The following is a 14,745-nucleotide window of genomic DNA, read 5'->3' on the forward strand; positions in this document are numbered from 1 at the left end:
ATCAACACGGGCAACGGAGTACCAGGGCGGACTGCAGTTCTCGCCCAGCACCTGTCCGGACACGGCGGTAGCGAATACGCACCGTCCGCGCACAACCAGCAAGGACGAGCAGATCGCCGTCGCCGAACGCGTCCTCGCCTCGCAGGGCCGTGGCGCATGGCCGACCTGCGGCCGCGGGCTCTCGTCCGCCACGCCGCGCAATGTCGTCGCCCGACGCGCCGCAGCCGCTCGACAACCCGAACTGAACGGTTCCGCCCGCGCAGCCGTTCGAGCTGTTCTCGGCGCCGGCACCCGAGCTTCTCCCCGCCGCCCGCGCCCGAGCTGCCCCGCCGCCGCCGAGGCCGCCGCGCTCGACGCACCGCTGCCCCGCCGCCCGCACCCGAGCTGCCCCGCCGCCGCCCGGGCGGCCGCAGTGCCGCTCGACGCACCCTGCCCGTCGATCCTGCGCTGCCCGTCGATCCCGCGATGACCGTCGGCGAAGCCATACCCATGGATGCGCCGCTGCCCCCGCCGGCCGACCTGCCGCCGGCTCCGGAGGAGCTGCCCGCACCCGACGCCGTCGCACCGCTCGACGCGCCGCTGCCGCCTGCACCAGAGCTGCCCCGCCGCCCGCCGAGCCGGTGGTCGAAGCGGCCAACTGGGACGTCGTCCCCGGTGGACCGGCACCCGTCGACCAGCCGCAGGCCTGGTCGCTCAGCCGTGCGGATCTGCCGCTCGAGCCGGCGCTGCCCGCGCCGTCGCTGCCCCCCTGGCCGCCGACGTCGCGGCCCCGCTCCCGCCGCCGCACCCGACCAGCCGGTGGCCCTCGCCGCCGACGGCCAGCTGCCCGCACCGCCGCCGAGGGCGTGCCCCTCGCCAGCCCCGACGCACTGCCGCCCGGCTCGACGATGGATCCCGCCACGCAGGGTGCCGAGGGTCCGAACGCGAGCTACCTGAAGGATCTGTGGCAGGCGGTTCAGGCCACGAGATCAGCGGCAAGGCCCTCATCATGGGTCTCGCGCAGCGCGGCATGAACACGCCGTACCCGACGCAGGCCGCCGGCCCCAACGTGCCGATCACCCCGGGCAACGCTCCGCTGGCCGCCGACGCACCGCCCGCTCCCGAGGCACCCGCGCCTCTGCTGGCGCCGTCGCCTAGTCGACCGGCTCGGCCTGGGTCCGCCTAGGCCGAGCCGACCCTCGGTTCCATCGGCGAAGAACTGGTGCTTCCACACCGGTAGCCGCGCCTTCACGGTGTCGACGAGCAGCGCACACGTCTCAAACGCCGCACGGCGGTGATCGGCGGCGGCCACCAGCGCGGCGTCGCCGATGTGCAGCGTCCCCGCGATGGCTCACGGCGATCGCGCGTACGCCGGCGGCGCGCGCCACCTCCTCCGCGACGAGGACGTCGAGTGAGTCGGGTGCCCGGAGTACTCCAGCCGGATCACGCCGCGACCGCCGTCGTGGTCGCGGACGACGCCGGAGAATCCGACGACGGCTCCGGCTGCCGCCGTGCGCGACGAGCGCCTCGTGCTCGGTGAGATCGATCGGGTCATCGGTGAGCGCCACGCGCACGGACGTCATCGGTGCCTCCTCCTCGCGCTTGCGCTCATCGGCTGTGATCGCCTCCAGCGAGTTGATCCAGCGCGTGGTCCAAGACCTCGTCGAGCACGCCCAGACCGTCCTTCACGCCACCCGTCGAGCCCGGCAGGTTGACGACGAGGATGCCGTCCCGCACCCCGCACACGCCACGCGACAGCACCGAGGTCGGCACGTGCGGCAGTCCCGAGCGCCGGATGGCGTCGGCGCGGATCTGATAGTCGACGATCGCGGCGGTCGCGTCGGCGGTGCCGTCGGTCGGTGAGATGCCGGTTCCGCCCGAGGTGAGGACGAGGTCGACCTTCTCCCCGATCGCCTCGATCAGCGCCCGGTTGACTGCCATGCCGTCGGCCACGACGATGGGGGCGGGTACGTCGAATCCTCTGTCGCGCAACCACTCCACGATGACGGGACCGGTGCGGTCCTCGTATACCCCGGTGGCCGCGCGGGTGGATGCGATGACGACGCGCGCCGTCCTCGGCGGGCGGCGGTCACCGCGTCCAGCTCGGTCTTGCCGCCGTCCTTGCGCACCACGGCTATCCCTCGATGGTCGCCGCCGGGTCGACGGCCTTGAGCATGTCGTACAGCGTGAGCGCGGCGACGCTGACGGCGGTCAGGGCCTCCATCTCGACACCGGTGCGATCGGTGGTCCGGACGGTCGCGGTGACGTCGACGGAGTCGGTGCCGATGTCGAAGTCGACGTCCACCCGGTGAGCGCGAGCTGATGGCACAGCGGAATGAGGTCACTGGTGCGCTTGGCCGCGAGGATGCCGGCGACGCGTGCGGTCGCCAACGCGTCACCCTTGGGCAGGCCCTTGGAGGCGATGAGGTCCACGACGTCCGTCCGCGTCCGCAGGGTCCCCGGCCACGGCGGTGCGCCTGGTGGCGTCCTTGGCGGTGACGTCGACCATGTGTGCCGCGCCCTCGTCGTCGAGGTGCGACAACCGATCGGCCACGGCTACTTGTTGACGACGGTGACCGGGTGCGTGTACGGCAGGGCGTCGGCAGGCAGCGGGAACGAGACGTCGCCGAACGGCGACAGCGCACCGGTACGGTCGCTCGCCAGTTCGCTGACGGCGTGGTCGCCGTCCTCGGTCTGAGGCCAGCCATTGTCGACGTACTGCTTCTTCTTCTCAGCCACGTGTCCATTGTGGCAGGCCAAGCGGTGGCTGGCGAGACCGGTGCGCTGGCTTAGGCTGGATGCGATGTCCGAACCCGACCCCGCCATGCCGCTGGGCACCTGGTTGGCCGGCCTGCCCGACGAGCAGCTGATCCGGTTGCTCGAGCTGCGACCCGATCTCACCCAGCCGCCACCCGGTTCCATCGCGGCCCTGGCTGCCCGCGCGCAGTCCCGACAATCGGTGAAGGCGGCCACCGACGACCTCGACTTTCTGCGGCTCTCGGTGCTCGACGGTCTGCTGTTCCTGCACGCCGACGCATCTGCGGTGCCGACGGCCAAGCTGGTCGCCCTGTTCGGCGGTGACGACCGCGTGCTCACCGCGCTGGACGACCTCCGCGAGCGTGGGCTGGTCTGGGGTGAGACGAGCGTCCGCGTGACCGCGGAGGCCGCCTCCGGCCTGCCGTGGCATCCGGGCCAGGTCACCTCCGAGGCCACGGTGCCCGACCCGCGGCGATCACCGAACTGCTGGCCGGCCTCGACACCGCGCAGCGCGAACTCCTGGAGCGGCTGGTCGAGGGATCGCCGGTGGGCCGGACCCGGGACGCCGGGACGCCGCCGGACCGTCCGGTGCAGCGACTGCTCGCGGCCGGCTGCTCCGCCAGGTCGACGACGACACGGTGATCCTGCCGCGGCTGGTGGGGGTCATGCGCGGTCAGCTCAGGGACCGACCGGTGTCGACCCTCCGGACCCCGTGGTGTCGACGCTCGCGGTCGCCGACACCGATGCCGCGGCGGCCGGCTCGGCCATCGACGTGCTGCGCGAGGTGGAACTGGTCCTGGACACGCTGTCGAGCGGACCGGTCGCCGAGTTGCGCAGCGGCGGGCTCGGGTTCGCGAGGTGAAGCGCCCGCGAAGGCCACCGGCATCGACGATCAGCGACTCGGCCTCGTCACGGGGTCGCCGCCGCGGCGGGTCTGATCGCGGTGGGGATGCCGGAACCCGAGCCGCAGGACGGCATCGGACCGTTCTGGGCGCCGACGGTGGCAGCCGACCGGTTCATCGAGTCGTCCGCGGGGGCGCGCTGGTATCTGCTGGTGTCGTCGTGGCTGGAGCTGTCGGCCCGGCCCAGCCTGATCGGTGAACGCGGCCCCGACAACAAACCCTATGCGGCACTGTCGGATTCGCTGTACTCGACGGCGGCACCACTCGATCGGCGGCTGCTCCTCCGCATGCTCGCCGACCTGCCGCCCGGCGCCGGGGTCGACGCGACCCGTGCCGCCTCCGCCCTGGCGTGGCGTCGCCCGCGATGGGCGGCGCGACTACAGCCGGGTCCGGTGGGCGCGCTGCTCACCGAGGCCCACACGCTGGGCGTCGTGGGTCGCGGCGCGCTCGCCTCGCCCATCCGCCTGCTGCTCGACGGTGCGCCCGAGGATGCGGTGGTGGCCGCGATGAGCAAGGTGCTGCCGAAGCCGATCGACCACTTCCTGCTGCAGGCCGACCTGACCGTCGTCGTGCCGGGGCCGCTGGAACGCGAACTGGCAGAGCGGCTCTCCGCCGTCGCCACCGTCGAGTCCGCCGGCGCCGCCATGGTTTATCGGATCAGCGAGGCCACGATCCGGCGGGCACTCGACACCGGTTGCACGGCAACCGAACTGCACGCGCTGTTCGAGCGTCACTCCAAGACTCCGGTCCCGCAGGGTCTGACCTATCTGATCGACGACGTCGCCCGCAGGCACGGTCAGCTCCGGGTCGGCATGGCGTCGTCGTTCGTCCGGTGTGAGGACCCCGCGCTGCTCGCCCAGGCCGTCGCGGCGCCCGCGATGGCCGCCGTCGAGATGCGCAGCCTCGCCCCCACCGTGGCGGTGTCGGCCGCTCCGATCGCCGACGTGCTCGCCGGACTGCGCGCGGCGGGCTTCGCGCCGGCAGCCGAGGACTGGTCGGGTGCGATCGTCGACATCCGCAGCCGGGGTGCCCGCGTGCCCGTTCCCCGGCGCCGCGGCTACCGGCCGCTGCCGACGCCGAGTCCGCAGACGCTCGGGGCCATCGTCGCCGTCCTGCGCAAGATGGTGGCGCGCATCCGCCGGGGTCGTCTCGATCCCGCGAGGCGATGGCACAGCTGCAGTCGGCCGCCCAGCAGCAGACGTCGGTGGTGATCGGCTACGTCGACCCGGCGGGGGTGGCCACGCAACGCGTCGTCGCGCCGATCAACGTCCGCGGCGGCACGCTGACCGCCTTCGATCCGGCCGCCGGGCGGGCCCGAGTTCGCAATCCACCGCGTGACGTCCGTCGTGTCGGCCGACTCGCAATAATGGATGGAATGACTACCGCAAGCGTGGGCGCGAGCGCGTGACCGACGGCCCCCTGATCGTCCAGTCCGACAAGACGCTGCTGCTCGAGATCGACCACGAGCTGGCGGGTGCCGCCCGCTCGGCCATCGCGCCGTTCGCCGAACTGGAACGTGCCCCCGAGCACGTGCACACCTACCGCATCACCCCGCTGGCGCTCTGGAACGCCCGAGCGGCAGGCCACGACGCCGAGCAGGTCGTCGACGCACTGGTCTCCTTCTCCGCTACGCCGTGCCGCAGCCGCTGCTGGTCGACATCGTCGACACCATGGCCCGCTACGGCCGCCTGCAGCTGGTCAAGAGCCCCGTGCACGGGTTGATGCTGGTCAGCACCGACCGTGCGGTCCTCGAGGAGGTGCTGCGCAACAAGAAGATCGCACCGATGCTCGGCACCCGCATCGACGACGACACCGTGCTGGTCCACCCCAGCGAGCGCGGCCGCGTCAAGCAGATGCTGCTGAAGATCGGCTGGCCGGCCGAGGACCTCGCCGGGTACGTCAACGGCGAGGCGCACGCCATCGAGCTGGACCAGACCGGCTGGGAGCTGCGCGACTACCAGGAGATGGCCGTCGACTCGTTCTGGGCCGGTGGCTCCGGCGTCGTCGTGCTGCCGTGCGGCGCGGGCAAGACTCTGGTCGGCGCCGCGGCGATGGCCAAGGCAGGTGCCACCACGCTCATCCTGGTCACCAACACCGTGGCCGGCAGGCAGTGGAAGCGCGAACTGATCGCGCGCACCTCGCTCACGGAGGAGGAGATCGGCGAGTACTCCGGCGAGCGCAAGGAGGTCCGACCCGTCACGATCGCGACCTACCAGGTCATCACGCGTCGTACCAAGGGCGAGTACAAGCACCTGGAGCTGTTCGACAGCCGCGACTGGGGCCTGATCATCTACGACGAGGTGCACCTGCTGCCCGCACCCGTGTTCCGCATGACCGCCGACCTCCAGTCGCGGCGCAGGCTCGGGCTCACCGCGACTCTCATCCGCGAGGACGGCCGCGAGGGCGACGTCTTCAGCCTGATCGGACCGAAGCGGTACGACGCCCCGTGGAAGGACATCGAGGCGCAGGGCTGGATCGCGCCCGCCGAGTGCATCGAGGTCCGCGTCACGATGACCGACAACGAGCGCATGATCTACGCGACGGCCGAGCCCGAGGAGCGCTACAAACTCTGCTCGACGGCGCACACCAAGATCGCCGTCGTGAAGTCGATCCTCGACCGCCACCCCGGCGAACCGACGCTGGTGATCGGCGCCTACCTCGATCAGCTCGACGAACTGGGCACCGAACTCGGCGCACCGGTGATCCAGGGCTCGACGAAGAACGCCGAGCGCGAGATACTGTTCGACCAGTTCCGCCGCGGCGAGATCCAGACGCTGGTGGTGTCCAAGGTCGCGAACTTCTCGATCGACCTCCCCGAGGCGAGCGTCGCGGTGCAGGTGTCCGGGACCTTTGGGTCGCGCCAGGAAGAGGCCCAGCGTCTCGGCCGACTGCTGCGGCCGAAGGCCGACGGTGGCGGCGCGGTGTTCTACTCGGTGGTCTCGCGCGACAGCCTCGACGCCGAGTACGCGGCGCACCGGCAGCGCTTCCTCGCCGAACAGGGCTACGGCTACGTCATCAAGGACGCCGACGACATGCTCGGCCCCGCCATATGACGGTGTTGCGTGTCGTTCCGGTGCACACGGTCACCGATCTCGGCGCGGCGGCGGCCTACTCCCGGGTCCTCGGGCTCGCGGAGGTGATGAACCACGGGTGGATCGTCACGCTCGCCGACGCCGATGGGCGTCACCAGCTGAGCCTGATGACGCGCGACCTGACCGCCGAGGTCAACCCGACGGTCTCGGTCGAGGTGGACGACGTCGATGCGGCGTACGACGCTGCGGTCGCCGCCGGATTGGCGATCGTGCACCCACTCTCCGACGAGGACTGGGGCGTCCGACGCTTCTTCTTCGCCGATGCCGCCGGGAACGTCGTCAACGTCCTCGCACACATCGGTTGATCCGAGTCGATCGCGGAGTCGGCGGTCAGGCGCTAATCTCGTCAGCTATGACCCGCAGCAGCGCCGCCTCGCGCACGAATGCCGCCAAGGTGGCCCTGGCCGGACTCGCCCTGAGCGTCGGCGCCATGGTCTGCGCCGTACCCGCCGGTGCGGAGCCCGTGGCCCCGACGCCGGTGCCCGGCGATCCGCTGGCCCCTCCGCCGCCAGGCCAGCCCGTCGTCGTGCAAGAGGTCGCGGGTGGCGACGCGCCGCCGGCTCCCCCGCCGATCGGTGCACCGCCGGTGCCGGAGGTCCAGAATCAGGTCTACGGCTCGGGGTCGAGTTCGGGCAAGCTGGGCTTCCTGCGCGACGCGTTCAATCAGGCGAAGAACCCCTACGGCGACATGCAGCCGATGGGAAGCGCACCCCCACCCGGCGCCGGGCCCGCACCGCAGCTCCCCCCCGGCTACCAGTCGACCAACGCACCCGAGTCCAACGGCCCGCCCGCGACGGGCAACTACTCCGGTGGGCCGGCGCTGCCGGAGGGCTACTACCCGCTCAACGGGCCGCCGCCGCCCGGATACTTCGATGGGCCGCCTCCGCCGCCGCCGGCCACGCCGGGTGCGTACCAGCCGGTGGTGTCGCCGCCGCCTCCTCCGCTGCTCCCGGCGCCGTAGCGTCGCTCGAACTCAGTTCCCCGCGCGATGCGGGTCACCTGCCGTCAGCCACGTCCCGGGTTCGGTGAGTGCCGACGCGTCGGTGTCTGCGGTGAAGGCGTCGACGACGGCGTGCACGGACGGGTTCGCCTCGCCGCGCCGCCACACCAGCGACCAGGTCCACACCGGCATGGGATCGATCACGGGACGGCGCACCAGGTCCGAGGGCGTTGCGTCATTCTGTCCCTTGGGATTGTTGAGCACCGGGCCGCGTAGTCGACGGACGTGGTCGAAGAACGTCGATCCCGTGACGCCGCCGTCGTCGACGCGAACCACGCGCGCGCCGGACTCGCGAGCGAATTCGGCGGCGTAGCGGTTCCACGACGACCAGCTCGCCTCGTCGGAGTCGAGCAGCACCGTCAGGTGCCCCGCCTCGACCGGGGAGGCGTCTTGCCCCATGGAGACGGCGTAGAGCCGGTCGGTGCCGACCAGCCGCGCGTCGAGTTCGAGGGCATCGAGGTCCGGCCGTTCGACCCAGCAGATGGCGAGATCCAGGCTGCCGTCCGCGACGCGCGCCGCCTGCGCGTGCGACGGCATCACCCAGGTGTCGACCCGGACCCTCGCCACACCCGCGGCCCGTTCAGCCCAGTCCGTCGGACACCACTGCACGCAGCCGATTCGCACCGGTTCCGACGACGACAGACCCAGGGCCTCACGGCGGAGTTCGTCGGCCTGCCCGATCAACGCCCGGGCGCGGGGCAGCAGCGCGGAGCCGGCGGCGGTGAGCGCGACCGACCGGCGATCGCGGTCGAACAACTGCACCTTCAGGTCCCGTTCGAGGGACTTGATCTGCTGCGACAGCGAGGGTCCGGCGATGCGCAGCCGGTCGGCGGCACGCCCGAAGTTCAACTCGTCGGCCACTGTGACGAAGTAGCGCAGCTGTCGCAACTCCACGCGGTCAGCGTAGGCGAGTGAGAGGCCACGTCTACCAGCAGCGAGCAAACCGGTCTCGTCGAAGTGGAGTGCAACCCGTCCGCGCCGCGTTCGAATGATCGTCACATCGAGAAGGGACCACGACATGACCACCTCCACTCCCCGCGTCGCGATCGTCACCGGCGCATCCCAGGGCATCGGCGAGGCCCTCGTCGCCGGTTACCGCAGGCTCGGCTACTCCGTCGTCGCCAACTCCCGCTCGATCGGCGAGCACGACGACCCGGGTGTGCTCGCCGTCGCCGGCGACATCGGACAGCCGGGGGTCGGCGCCCGCGTCGTGGCCGCCGCCGTCGAACGCTTCGGGCGAGTCGACACCGTGGTGAACAACGCGGGGATCTTCATCGCCAAGCCGTTCGTCGACTACACCGACGAGGAGTACGACGCGATCACGGGCGTCAACCTGCGCGGCTTCTTCGAGGTGTCCCGCGCCGCGGTGGCGCAGATGCTCCGCCAGGGCGACGGTGGGCACGTCATCACGATCTCGACATCGCTGGTCGACCACGCCAACTCCGGCGTACCGTCGGCGCTCGCCTCGTTGACCAAGGGCGGACTCAACGCCGCGACACGTGCCCTCGCCGTCGAGTACGCCACCCGCGGGATACGTTCCAACGCAGTGGCTCTCGGCATCATCAGGACTCCCATGCACCAGCCGTCCGACTACGTGGAGCTGGCGAAGCTGCATCCCGTCGGGCGGGTCGGCGAGATCGACGACGTGGTCGACGCGGTGCTCTACCTGGAGAAGGCACCGTTCGTCACCGGCGAGATCCTGCACGTCGACGGCGGCCAGAGTGCGGGTCACTGAGGTGGACGCCTCGACGATCGTCACCGCCGTGATGGACGAGTGGGCGGCCGGCGTCGACGCCCACGATCCCGACCGGGTGGCCTCGGCGTTCACCACCGACGCGGTGTTCCAGGGGCTGCGACCCCACGGCGTCGGCCGCGCCGCGGTACGCGCCTACTACGACTCGCAGCCCGCCGGCATGACGGTAACCTACCGGGTGCTCGAAAGCCGTTCGCCGGCAACCGACGTCGTCTCCGGCTACCTGCTGGCGACGTTCGCCTTCGCCGACGGGACCGCGGTGCAGGCCAACCTGGGCGTCGTCCTCACCCGCCAGGATGACGACTGGTCGATCCTGCAGTACCAGGCGTCGCGCGTCGGTTGACCCGTCGTCAGCTCAACGCCGGAATGACCTCGCGCTCGAACAGTTCGATGCCGGACCGGTCGTACGCCGCCTCCGGGAAGTAGAGGATGGCGTACTCGCAGCCGAGATTCTTCATGCGAGTGAGCCGTTCGACGATCTGCTCGGGCGTCCCGGTCGCCGAGTCGGGCGACGTGATGGTCGAGAGCATCCCGTCGACGGCCTCCGAGTTCGCCTTGGCGACCTGGCGGGACCGGATCCGCTCGATGCGCTCGGTGACCTCCGTCTCCGACGTGCCGACGACCGCGTTGAAGTTCGCGGACCGGACGATGGCGCCGTAGTCGGTTCCGACGTCGCGGCAGTGGGACTCGAGTACGTCGGACTTGTGCTTGAACCCCTCGGGCTGCGAGGTGAAGTTGGTGTACTGCGCGTACTTCGCGGCGATCTTCAACGTCACCTTCTCACCGCCGCCGGCGATCCACAGCGGTATCCCGTTCTCCTGCAGCGGCTTCGGGGCGACGATGGCGCCGTCCACCTGATAGTGCTTGCCGTCGAAGCTGACCCGGCCGTCGCGCCATGCGTCGCGCATGATCTGGACGCCCTCGTCGAGGCGACCGAGCCGGGTGCCCGCCGACGGGAATCCGTATCCGTAGGCGCGCCATTCGTGCTCGTACCAGCCGCCTCCGATGCCCATCTGCACCCGGCCGCCCGAGATGATGTCCGCCGTCGCTGCGACCTTCGCCAGGTACACCGGATTGCGGTAGCTCATGGCGGTGCACATCTGACCGAGCTTGATCCGCGAGGTGGTCGCCGCGTACGCCGACATCAGGGACCACGCCTCGTGGGTCGCCTCGTCGGTCGGGACCGGCACGGTGTGGAAGTGGTCGTACACCCAAAGGGAGTCCCAGGCGCTGCCGTCGGCGTAGGCCGCGAGGTCGCGCATCACCTCCCACTGGCTCGCTGGTGGGATGTCGACGAGGTCGAGTCGCCAACCCTGCGGAATGAAGAGTCCGAAGCGCACGAGGCCCCACTCTAGGCCGGGACCGGGCCACCGTCGACGGTCCCGCCGTCATTGGTTCCCGGTTCCTTCGGTCATGCCCGCGAGGCGAAAGATTGTCTACACTCGTCGTGCACGGATTCACTGCGCGCGACGATATTTCTAGGGATTCTCATGACGGCACGCACGAACCGGATTCTGTTCACACTTCTGTCGGGTTCCGCGCTGGTCATGGCCCCCCTCGCCTTCTCCACCGTCGTCACGCCCGCGATCGGTTCGGCCGACGACTGCGCTGGCGTCCAGCCGTGCGGCGGCAACGGTTCGGCCGCGTCGCAGAGCGTCTCCTGCACCGACGGCCAGATCGTCGACGCCGAGAACGGCCGCTGCGTGTCGCTGCTCGACGGCATCAGCAAGCAGTTGCAAGCGCTACCTCCGCCGCCGTCGCTGGCGGGCCTCGGCACCCCCGACGGTCTCGGCGGCATCTCGGGTCTGCCGCTGGGCGAGGTCAACCCCACCCTGGCGCTGCCCAGCGTCGGACTGCAGGTGGTGCCGAACCTGCAGCTGACCCCCGACCTCGGTGTCGGCACCCTGCTCGGTGGTGCGGCGGCACTCAGCCAGCTGCCCGGGCCGCAACTCCCGCCGCCGCCTGCGATCAACCCGCTGAACCCGCTCGGACTGCCCCCGCCACCGGCGATCAACCCGCTGAACCCGCTGGGCCTTCCCCCGCCACCCGATCTGACCCCGGGAATCCCGTTCATCTGACCGGGCCGTGCAGCGCACCCTCGAGCTGTCCGCCGAATCCCCGTACGGCATCGACCGCATCCGTGCGGCGTTCGACGACGCCGACTACTGGCAGGCCAGGCTGGCGTTCGTCGCGGGCGGCGCGCCCACACTCGACGAGCTGAGCACCGCCGGCGACGGCACCACGACCATGCAGATGTCGATGCGCTTCGGCGGCGACGATCTGCCCGGTCCGTTGCGGCGCCTGCGGGTGGGGACGCTGCACGTCGTCCAGCGCGAGGAGTGGTCGGCGCTCGACGGTGACGTGGTCCGCTGCTCGATCGCCGTGGACGCCCCCCGGACGCCCATCTCCGGCCACGGGTCGGTGACGCTTCGGCGTGCCGTCACCGGCACCCGGCTGGTCGGCACGGCCGTGGTGGACGTGCGGATGCCGGTGATCGGTGGGGCGATCGCCGGATTCATCGCGGGCGTGCTCGCCAACGGCATCGTGGACGTCGTCAGCGTCACCGACGCCTACCTCGACGGCGAGAACTGACCCGTGCGCTCACCCGCCGTGGCTAGCCTGACGTCATGGCACTCAACAAGGACGATCGCGAGGCCTTCCTGGCCGAACCCCAGCACGTCGGTGCGCTGTCGGTGTCGGCGGGCGCCAACCGTGGACCGCTGACGCTCCCCATCTGGTACCAGTACTCCCCCGGCGGCGAGCTGTGGGTGCTGACGGGTGCGGGTTCGCGCAAGCACCGCCTGATCGAGGCGGCGGGGTACTTCTCGCTGATGATCGACCGGGTGGAGCCGACCACGCGGTACGTCGCGGTGGACGGCCCGGTCAGCCGCATCGAGCCCGGCACCGACGCGCAGATGGAGGAGGTCACCCGCCGCTATCTCGACGGCGAGGCCGCCGAGCGCTACCTGCAGTTCGCGAAGGACAACCTCGGCGAACACGTCGCGATCTTCATGACGCCCGAGCACTGGTTGTCGGCGGACATGGGCTCGTTCTAGGGGCGGACGGCGAAAAGCCCCGAATCCGTGACGGATTCGGGGCTCTTCGGGTGTCCGACTAGCTGGTGAGCGAGGCGGGCGGGGTGAACCGCTCGCCGTACTTCTCGGCCAGGTCCTTGGCACGGGCCACGAAGGCCGCCTTGCCGACGCCGCCGGCACCCTCGTAGCCGACGATGAACTGCGCGCTACCGCCGGTGTAGGGCGGGAAGCCGATGCCCATGATCGAGCCGATGTTCGCGTCCGCGGTCGACGTGAGCACACCCTCGTCGATGCACTTCTGCGTCTCGAGCGCCTCGGCGAACAGCATGCGATCGATCATGTCCTGCAACGGAATCGACGCGGTGCCGGAGTTGAAGGTGTCCTTCAGCCCCTCCCACAGGCCGACGCGCTTGCCGTCGACGTAATCGTAGAAGCCCGCGCCCTTGAGCCGCGACGGACGCTCGAGTTCGATCATCTTCTCGACGACCGCCTCGGCCGGGTGCGGCTCGTACGTGCCGCCCGCGTCCTCGATGCCCTTGCGGCTGGCGACCGCGATCTTGTGCATCAGTTCGAGGTTCAGCTCGTCGGACAGCTGCAGCGGCGGCGCCGGGTAGCCGGCCTGCGAACCCGCCTGCTCGATGCTGGCCGGGACGACGCCCTCGCCCAGCATCGCCAGCGCCTCGTTGACGAACGTGCCGATGACGCGGCTGGTGAAGAAGCCGCGGCTGTCGTTCACCACGATCGGCGTCTTGCCGATGGCCAGGGTGTAGTCGAACACGCGGGCCAGCGCCTCGTCGGACGTCTTCTCGCCCCTGATGATCTCGACCAGCGGCATCTTGTCGACCGGCGAGAAGAAGTGGATGCCGATGAAGTCGTCCTGGCGCTTCACCCCGGCCGCGAGACCGGTGATGGGCAGCGTCGAGGTGTTCGACCCCAGCAGCGCGTTGGGCTCCACGATGTCCTCGATCTCCTGGAACACCTGGTGCTTCAACTCGACCGACTCGAACACCGCCTCGATGACGAAGTCGACGCCCTGGAAGTCGGCCGGGTCGGCGCTGGGCGTGATGCGGGCCAGCAGCGCGTCGGACTTCTCCTGGGTGGTGCGTCCGCGCTCGAGCGCCTTGGCCTCGATCTTCTCCGAGTAGTTCTTGCCCTTCTCGGCGGCCTCGATGCTGACGTCCTTGAGGACGACGTCGAACCCGGCCTTGGCCGAGACGTACGCGATGCCCGCGCCCATCATGCCCGCGCCGAGGACGCCGATCTTGGTGATCGGGGTCTTGCCGATGCCGTCGGGACGTGACCCACCCGAGTTGATGTACTGCAGGTCCAGGAAGAACGCCTGGATCATGTTCTTCGCGACCTGGCCGGTGACGAGCTGCGTGAAGTAGCGGCTCTCGATGCGGCTCGCGGTGTCGAAGTCGACCTGCGCACCCTCGACGGCCGCGTCGAGGATCGCGCGCGGCGCCGGCATCGGCGCACCCTTGAGCTGCTTCTTGAGCAGGGCTGGGAACGACGGCAGGATGCCGGCCAGGCCGGGCGACGCGGGGGTGCCGCCGGGCATCTTGTAGCCCTTGGCATCCCACGGCTGGGTGTGGCTCTCGGGGTTGGCCTTGATCCACGCCTTCGCTGCGGGCACCAGCTCCTCGACGGAACCGACGAGGTCGTCGACCAGACCGGTCTCCTTGGCCTTGGCCGGCTTGAAGCGCGTGCCCTGGCTCAGGATCTCCATGAAGGCCTTCTGGATGCCGAACATGCGCACGGTGCGGGTGACGCCGCCACCGCCGGGCAGCAGACCCAGGGTGACCTCGGGCAGGCCGATCTGGCTGCCCTTGACGTCGGCCGCGATGCGGTGGTGACACGCGAGGGCGATCTCCAGGCCGCCGCCGAGGGCCGCACCGTTGACCGCGGCCACGACGGGCTTGCCCAGCGTCTCGAGCGCACGCAGGTCACGCTTGACGGCCTCGACCATCTCGAACGCCTCGGCGGCGTTCTCGGGGCCCAGGTTGATCATGCCCTTGAGGTCGCCACCGGCGAAGAAGGTCTTCTTCGCGCTGGTGATGACGACGCCGGTGATCGAGTCCTTCTCCGCCGCAAGCCGTTCGACGGCGTTGTGCATGGACTCCTGGTAGTGCTCGTTCATCACGTTGGCCGACCCGGTGGGGTCGTCCAGCGTCAGGGTGACGATGCCGTCGGCATCCTGCTCCCACTGAATGGTGTTCTCTGCCAT

The 14,745-nt window shown here is 70.5% G+C and carries 14 protein-coding genes and 4 pseudogenes; 11 read left to right on the forward strand and 7 right to left on the reverse strand.

Going from position 1 to position 14,745, the window contains the following annotated elements; genetic code table 11:
* Positions 1-31 precede the first annotated feature (31 nt).
* Both G6N64_RS30665 and G6N64_RS30100 read left to right on the forward strand, forming a co-directional pair.
* Entirely contained in the window at positions 32-469 is a 438-nt protein-coding gene (locus G6N64_RS30665; RefSeq protein ID WP_425487209.1) for a transglycosylase family protein, read from the forward strand.
* Between the two features lie 474 nt (positions 470-943).
* Positions 944-1,165, forward strand: coding sequence for a hypothetical protein (locus G6N64_RS30100; protein WP_246231375.1), 222 nt, complete (start codon positions 944-946; stop codon positions 1,163-1,165).
* Between the two features lie 114 nt (positions 1,166-1,279).
* On the opposite strand, the pseudogene G6N64_RS00015 reads toward G6N64_RS30100, so the two are convergent.
* From G6N64_RS00015 to G6N64_RS00030, 4 genes and pseudogenes are all read right to left on the reverse strand, one after another.
* Positions 1,280-1,534, reverse strand: a pseudogene (locus G6N64_RS00015) (molybdenum cofactor biosynthesis protein MoaE); the annotation flags it as partial.
* A 53-nt stretch (positions 1,535-1,587) separates the two neighbouring features.
* The gene (locus tag G6N64_RS00020) at positions 1,588-2,037 is read right to left on the reverse strand and encodes a MogA/MoaB family molybdenum cofactor biosynthesis protein (protein ID WP_163801328.1); all 450 of its coding nucleotides are present in this window, start codon (positions 2,035-2,037) and stop codon (positions 1,588-1,590) included.
* Positions 2,038-2,084: 47 nt separating this feature from the next.
* Positions 2,085-2,488 (reverse strand): annotated as a pseudogene (gene moaC, locus G6N64_RS00025) (cyclic pyranopterin monophosphate synthase MoaC); the annotation flags it as partial.
* Positions 2,489-2,535: 47 nt separating this feature from the next.
* Positions 2,536-2,718 carry a hypothetical protein gene (locus tag G6N64_RS00030; RefSeq protein ID WP_197748314.1) on the reverse strand — a complete coding sequence of 61 codons (183 nt, stop codon included), beginning with the start codon at positions 2,716-2,718 and terminating at the stop codon, positions 2,536-2,538.
* Between the two features lie 64 nt (positions 2,719-2,782).
* Here G6N64_RS00030 and G6N64_RS00035 point away from each other — a divergent pair.
* From G6N64_RS00035 to G6N64_RS00050, 4 genes and pseudogenes are all read left to right on the forward strand, one after another.
* Positions 2,783-5,005: pseudogene (locus G6N64_RS00035) on the forward strand (helicase-associated domain-containing protein).
* Between the two features lie 37 nt (positions 5,006-5,042).
* Positions 5,043-6,691: pseudogene (locus tag G6N64_RS00040) on the forward strand (DNA repair helicase XPB).
* Positions 6,688-7,035, forward strand: coding sequence for a VOC family protein (locus tag G6N64_RS00045; RefSeq protein ID WP_163795005.1), 348 nt, complete (start codon positions 6,688-6,690; stop codon positions 7,033-7,035). Before G6N64_RS00040 ends, G6N64_RS00045 begins: the two are co-directional and overlap by 4 nt.
* 47 nt (positions 7,036-7,082) lie before the next feature.
* A complete protein-coding gene (locus G6N64_RS00050) occupies positions 7,083-7,691 on the forward strand; it encodes a hypothetical protein (protein WP_163795007.1) in 609 nt (202 codons plus the stop codon).
* Between the two features lie 12 nt (positions 7,692-7,703).
* Here the strand turns inward: G6N64_RS00050 and G6N64_RS00055 are convergent, their stop codons facing one another.
* The gene (locus tag G6N64_RS00055) at positions 7,704-8,624 is read right to left on the reverse strand and encodes a LysR family transcriptional regulator (protein ID WP_163795009.1); all 921 of its coding nucleotides are present in this window, start codon (positions 8,622-8,624) and stop codon (positions 7,704-7,706) included.
* Positions 8,625-8,748: 124 nt separating this feature from the next.
* Here G6N64_RS00055 and G6N64_RS00060 point away from each other — a divergent pair, with 124 nt between their 5' ends.
* Both G6N64_RS00060 and G6N64_RS00065 read left to right on the forward strand, forming a co-directional pair.
* On the forward strand, positions 8,749-9,465 hold the full coding sequence (locus G6N64_RS00060; RefSeq protein ID WP_163795012.1) for an SDR family NAD(P)-dependent oxidoreductase: 717 nt from the start codon (positions 8,749-8,751) through the stop codon (positions 9,463-9,465).
* Entirely contained in the window at positions 9,452-9,826 is a 375-nt protein-coding gene (locus tag G6N64_RS00065) for a YybH family protein (protein WP_246230866.1), read from the forward strand. Before G6N64_RS00060 ends, G6N64_RS00065 begins: the two co-directional genes overlap by 14 nt.
* Before the next feature lie 7 nt (positions 9,827-9,833).
* Here G6N64_RS00065 and G6N64_RS00070 read toward each other — a convergent pair whose 3' ends face one another.
* Positions 9,834-10,823: an LLM class F420-dependent oxidoreductase gene (locus tag G6N64_RS00070; protein WP_163795013.1), complete on the reverse strand. Its 990-nt coding sequence runs from the start codon at positions 10,821-10,823 to the stop codon at positions 9,834-9,836.
* A 150-nt stretch (positions 10,824-10,973) separates the two neighbouring features.
* Between G6N64_RS00070 and G6N64_RS00075 the strand changes: the two genes are divergently transcribed.
* Genes G6N64_RS00075 through G6N64_RS00085 form a run of 3 tightly spaced genes read left to right on the forward strand, consistent with a single transcriptional unit; the run spans position 10,974 to position 12,539 of the window.
* The gene (locus G6N64_RS00075) at positions 10,974-11,561 is read left to right on the forward strand and encodes a hypothetical protein (RefSeq protein WP_163795015.1); all 588 of its coding nucleotides are present in this window, start codon (positions 10,974-10,976) and stop codon (positions 11,559-11,561) included.
* 7 nt (positions 11,562-11,568) lie between these two features.
* Positions 11,569-12,075, forward strand: coding sequence for a DUF2505 domain-containing protein (locus G6N64_RS00080; RefSeq protein ID WP_163795017.1), 507 nt, complete (start codon positions 11,569-11,571; stop codon positions 12,073-12,075).
* Positions 12,076-12,110: 35 nt separating this feature from the next.
* Positions 12,111-12,539: a pyridoxamine 5'-phosphate oxidase family protein gene (locus tag G6N64_RS00085; RefSeq protein ID WP_163795018.1), complete on the forward strand. Its 429-nt coding sequence runs from the start codon at positions 12,111-12,113 to the stop codon at positions 12,537-12,539.
* A gap of 58 nt (positions 12,540-12,597) precedes the next feature.
* Here the strand turns inward: G6N64_RS00085 and G6N64_RS00090 are convergent, their stop codons facing one another.
* Positions 12,598-14,745 carry a 3-hydroxyacyl-CoA dehydrogenase NAD-binding domain-containing protein gene (locus tag G6N64_RS00090; protein ID WP_163795019.1) on the reverse strand — a complete coding sequence of 716 codons (2,148 nt, stop codon included), beginning with the start codon at positions 14,743-14,745 and terminating at the stop codon, positions 12,598-12,600.

Origin of the sequence: Mycolicibacterium sediminis (genome assembly GCF_010731735.1) — a bacterium.
Taxonomy (GTDB): Bacteria; Actinomycetota; Actinomycetes; order Mycobacteriales; family Mycobacteriaceae; genus Mycobacterium; species Mycobacterium sediminis.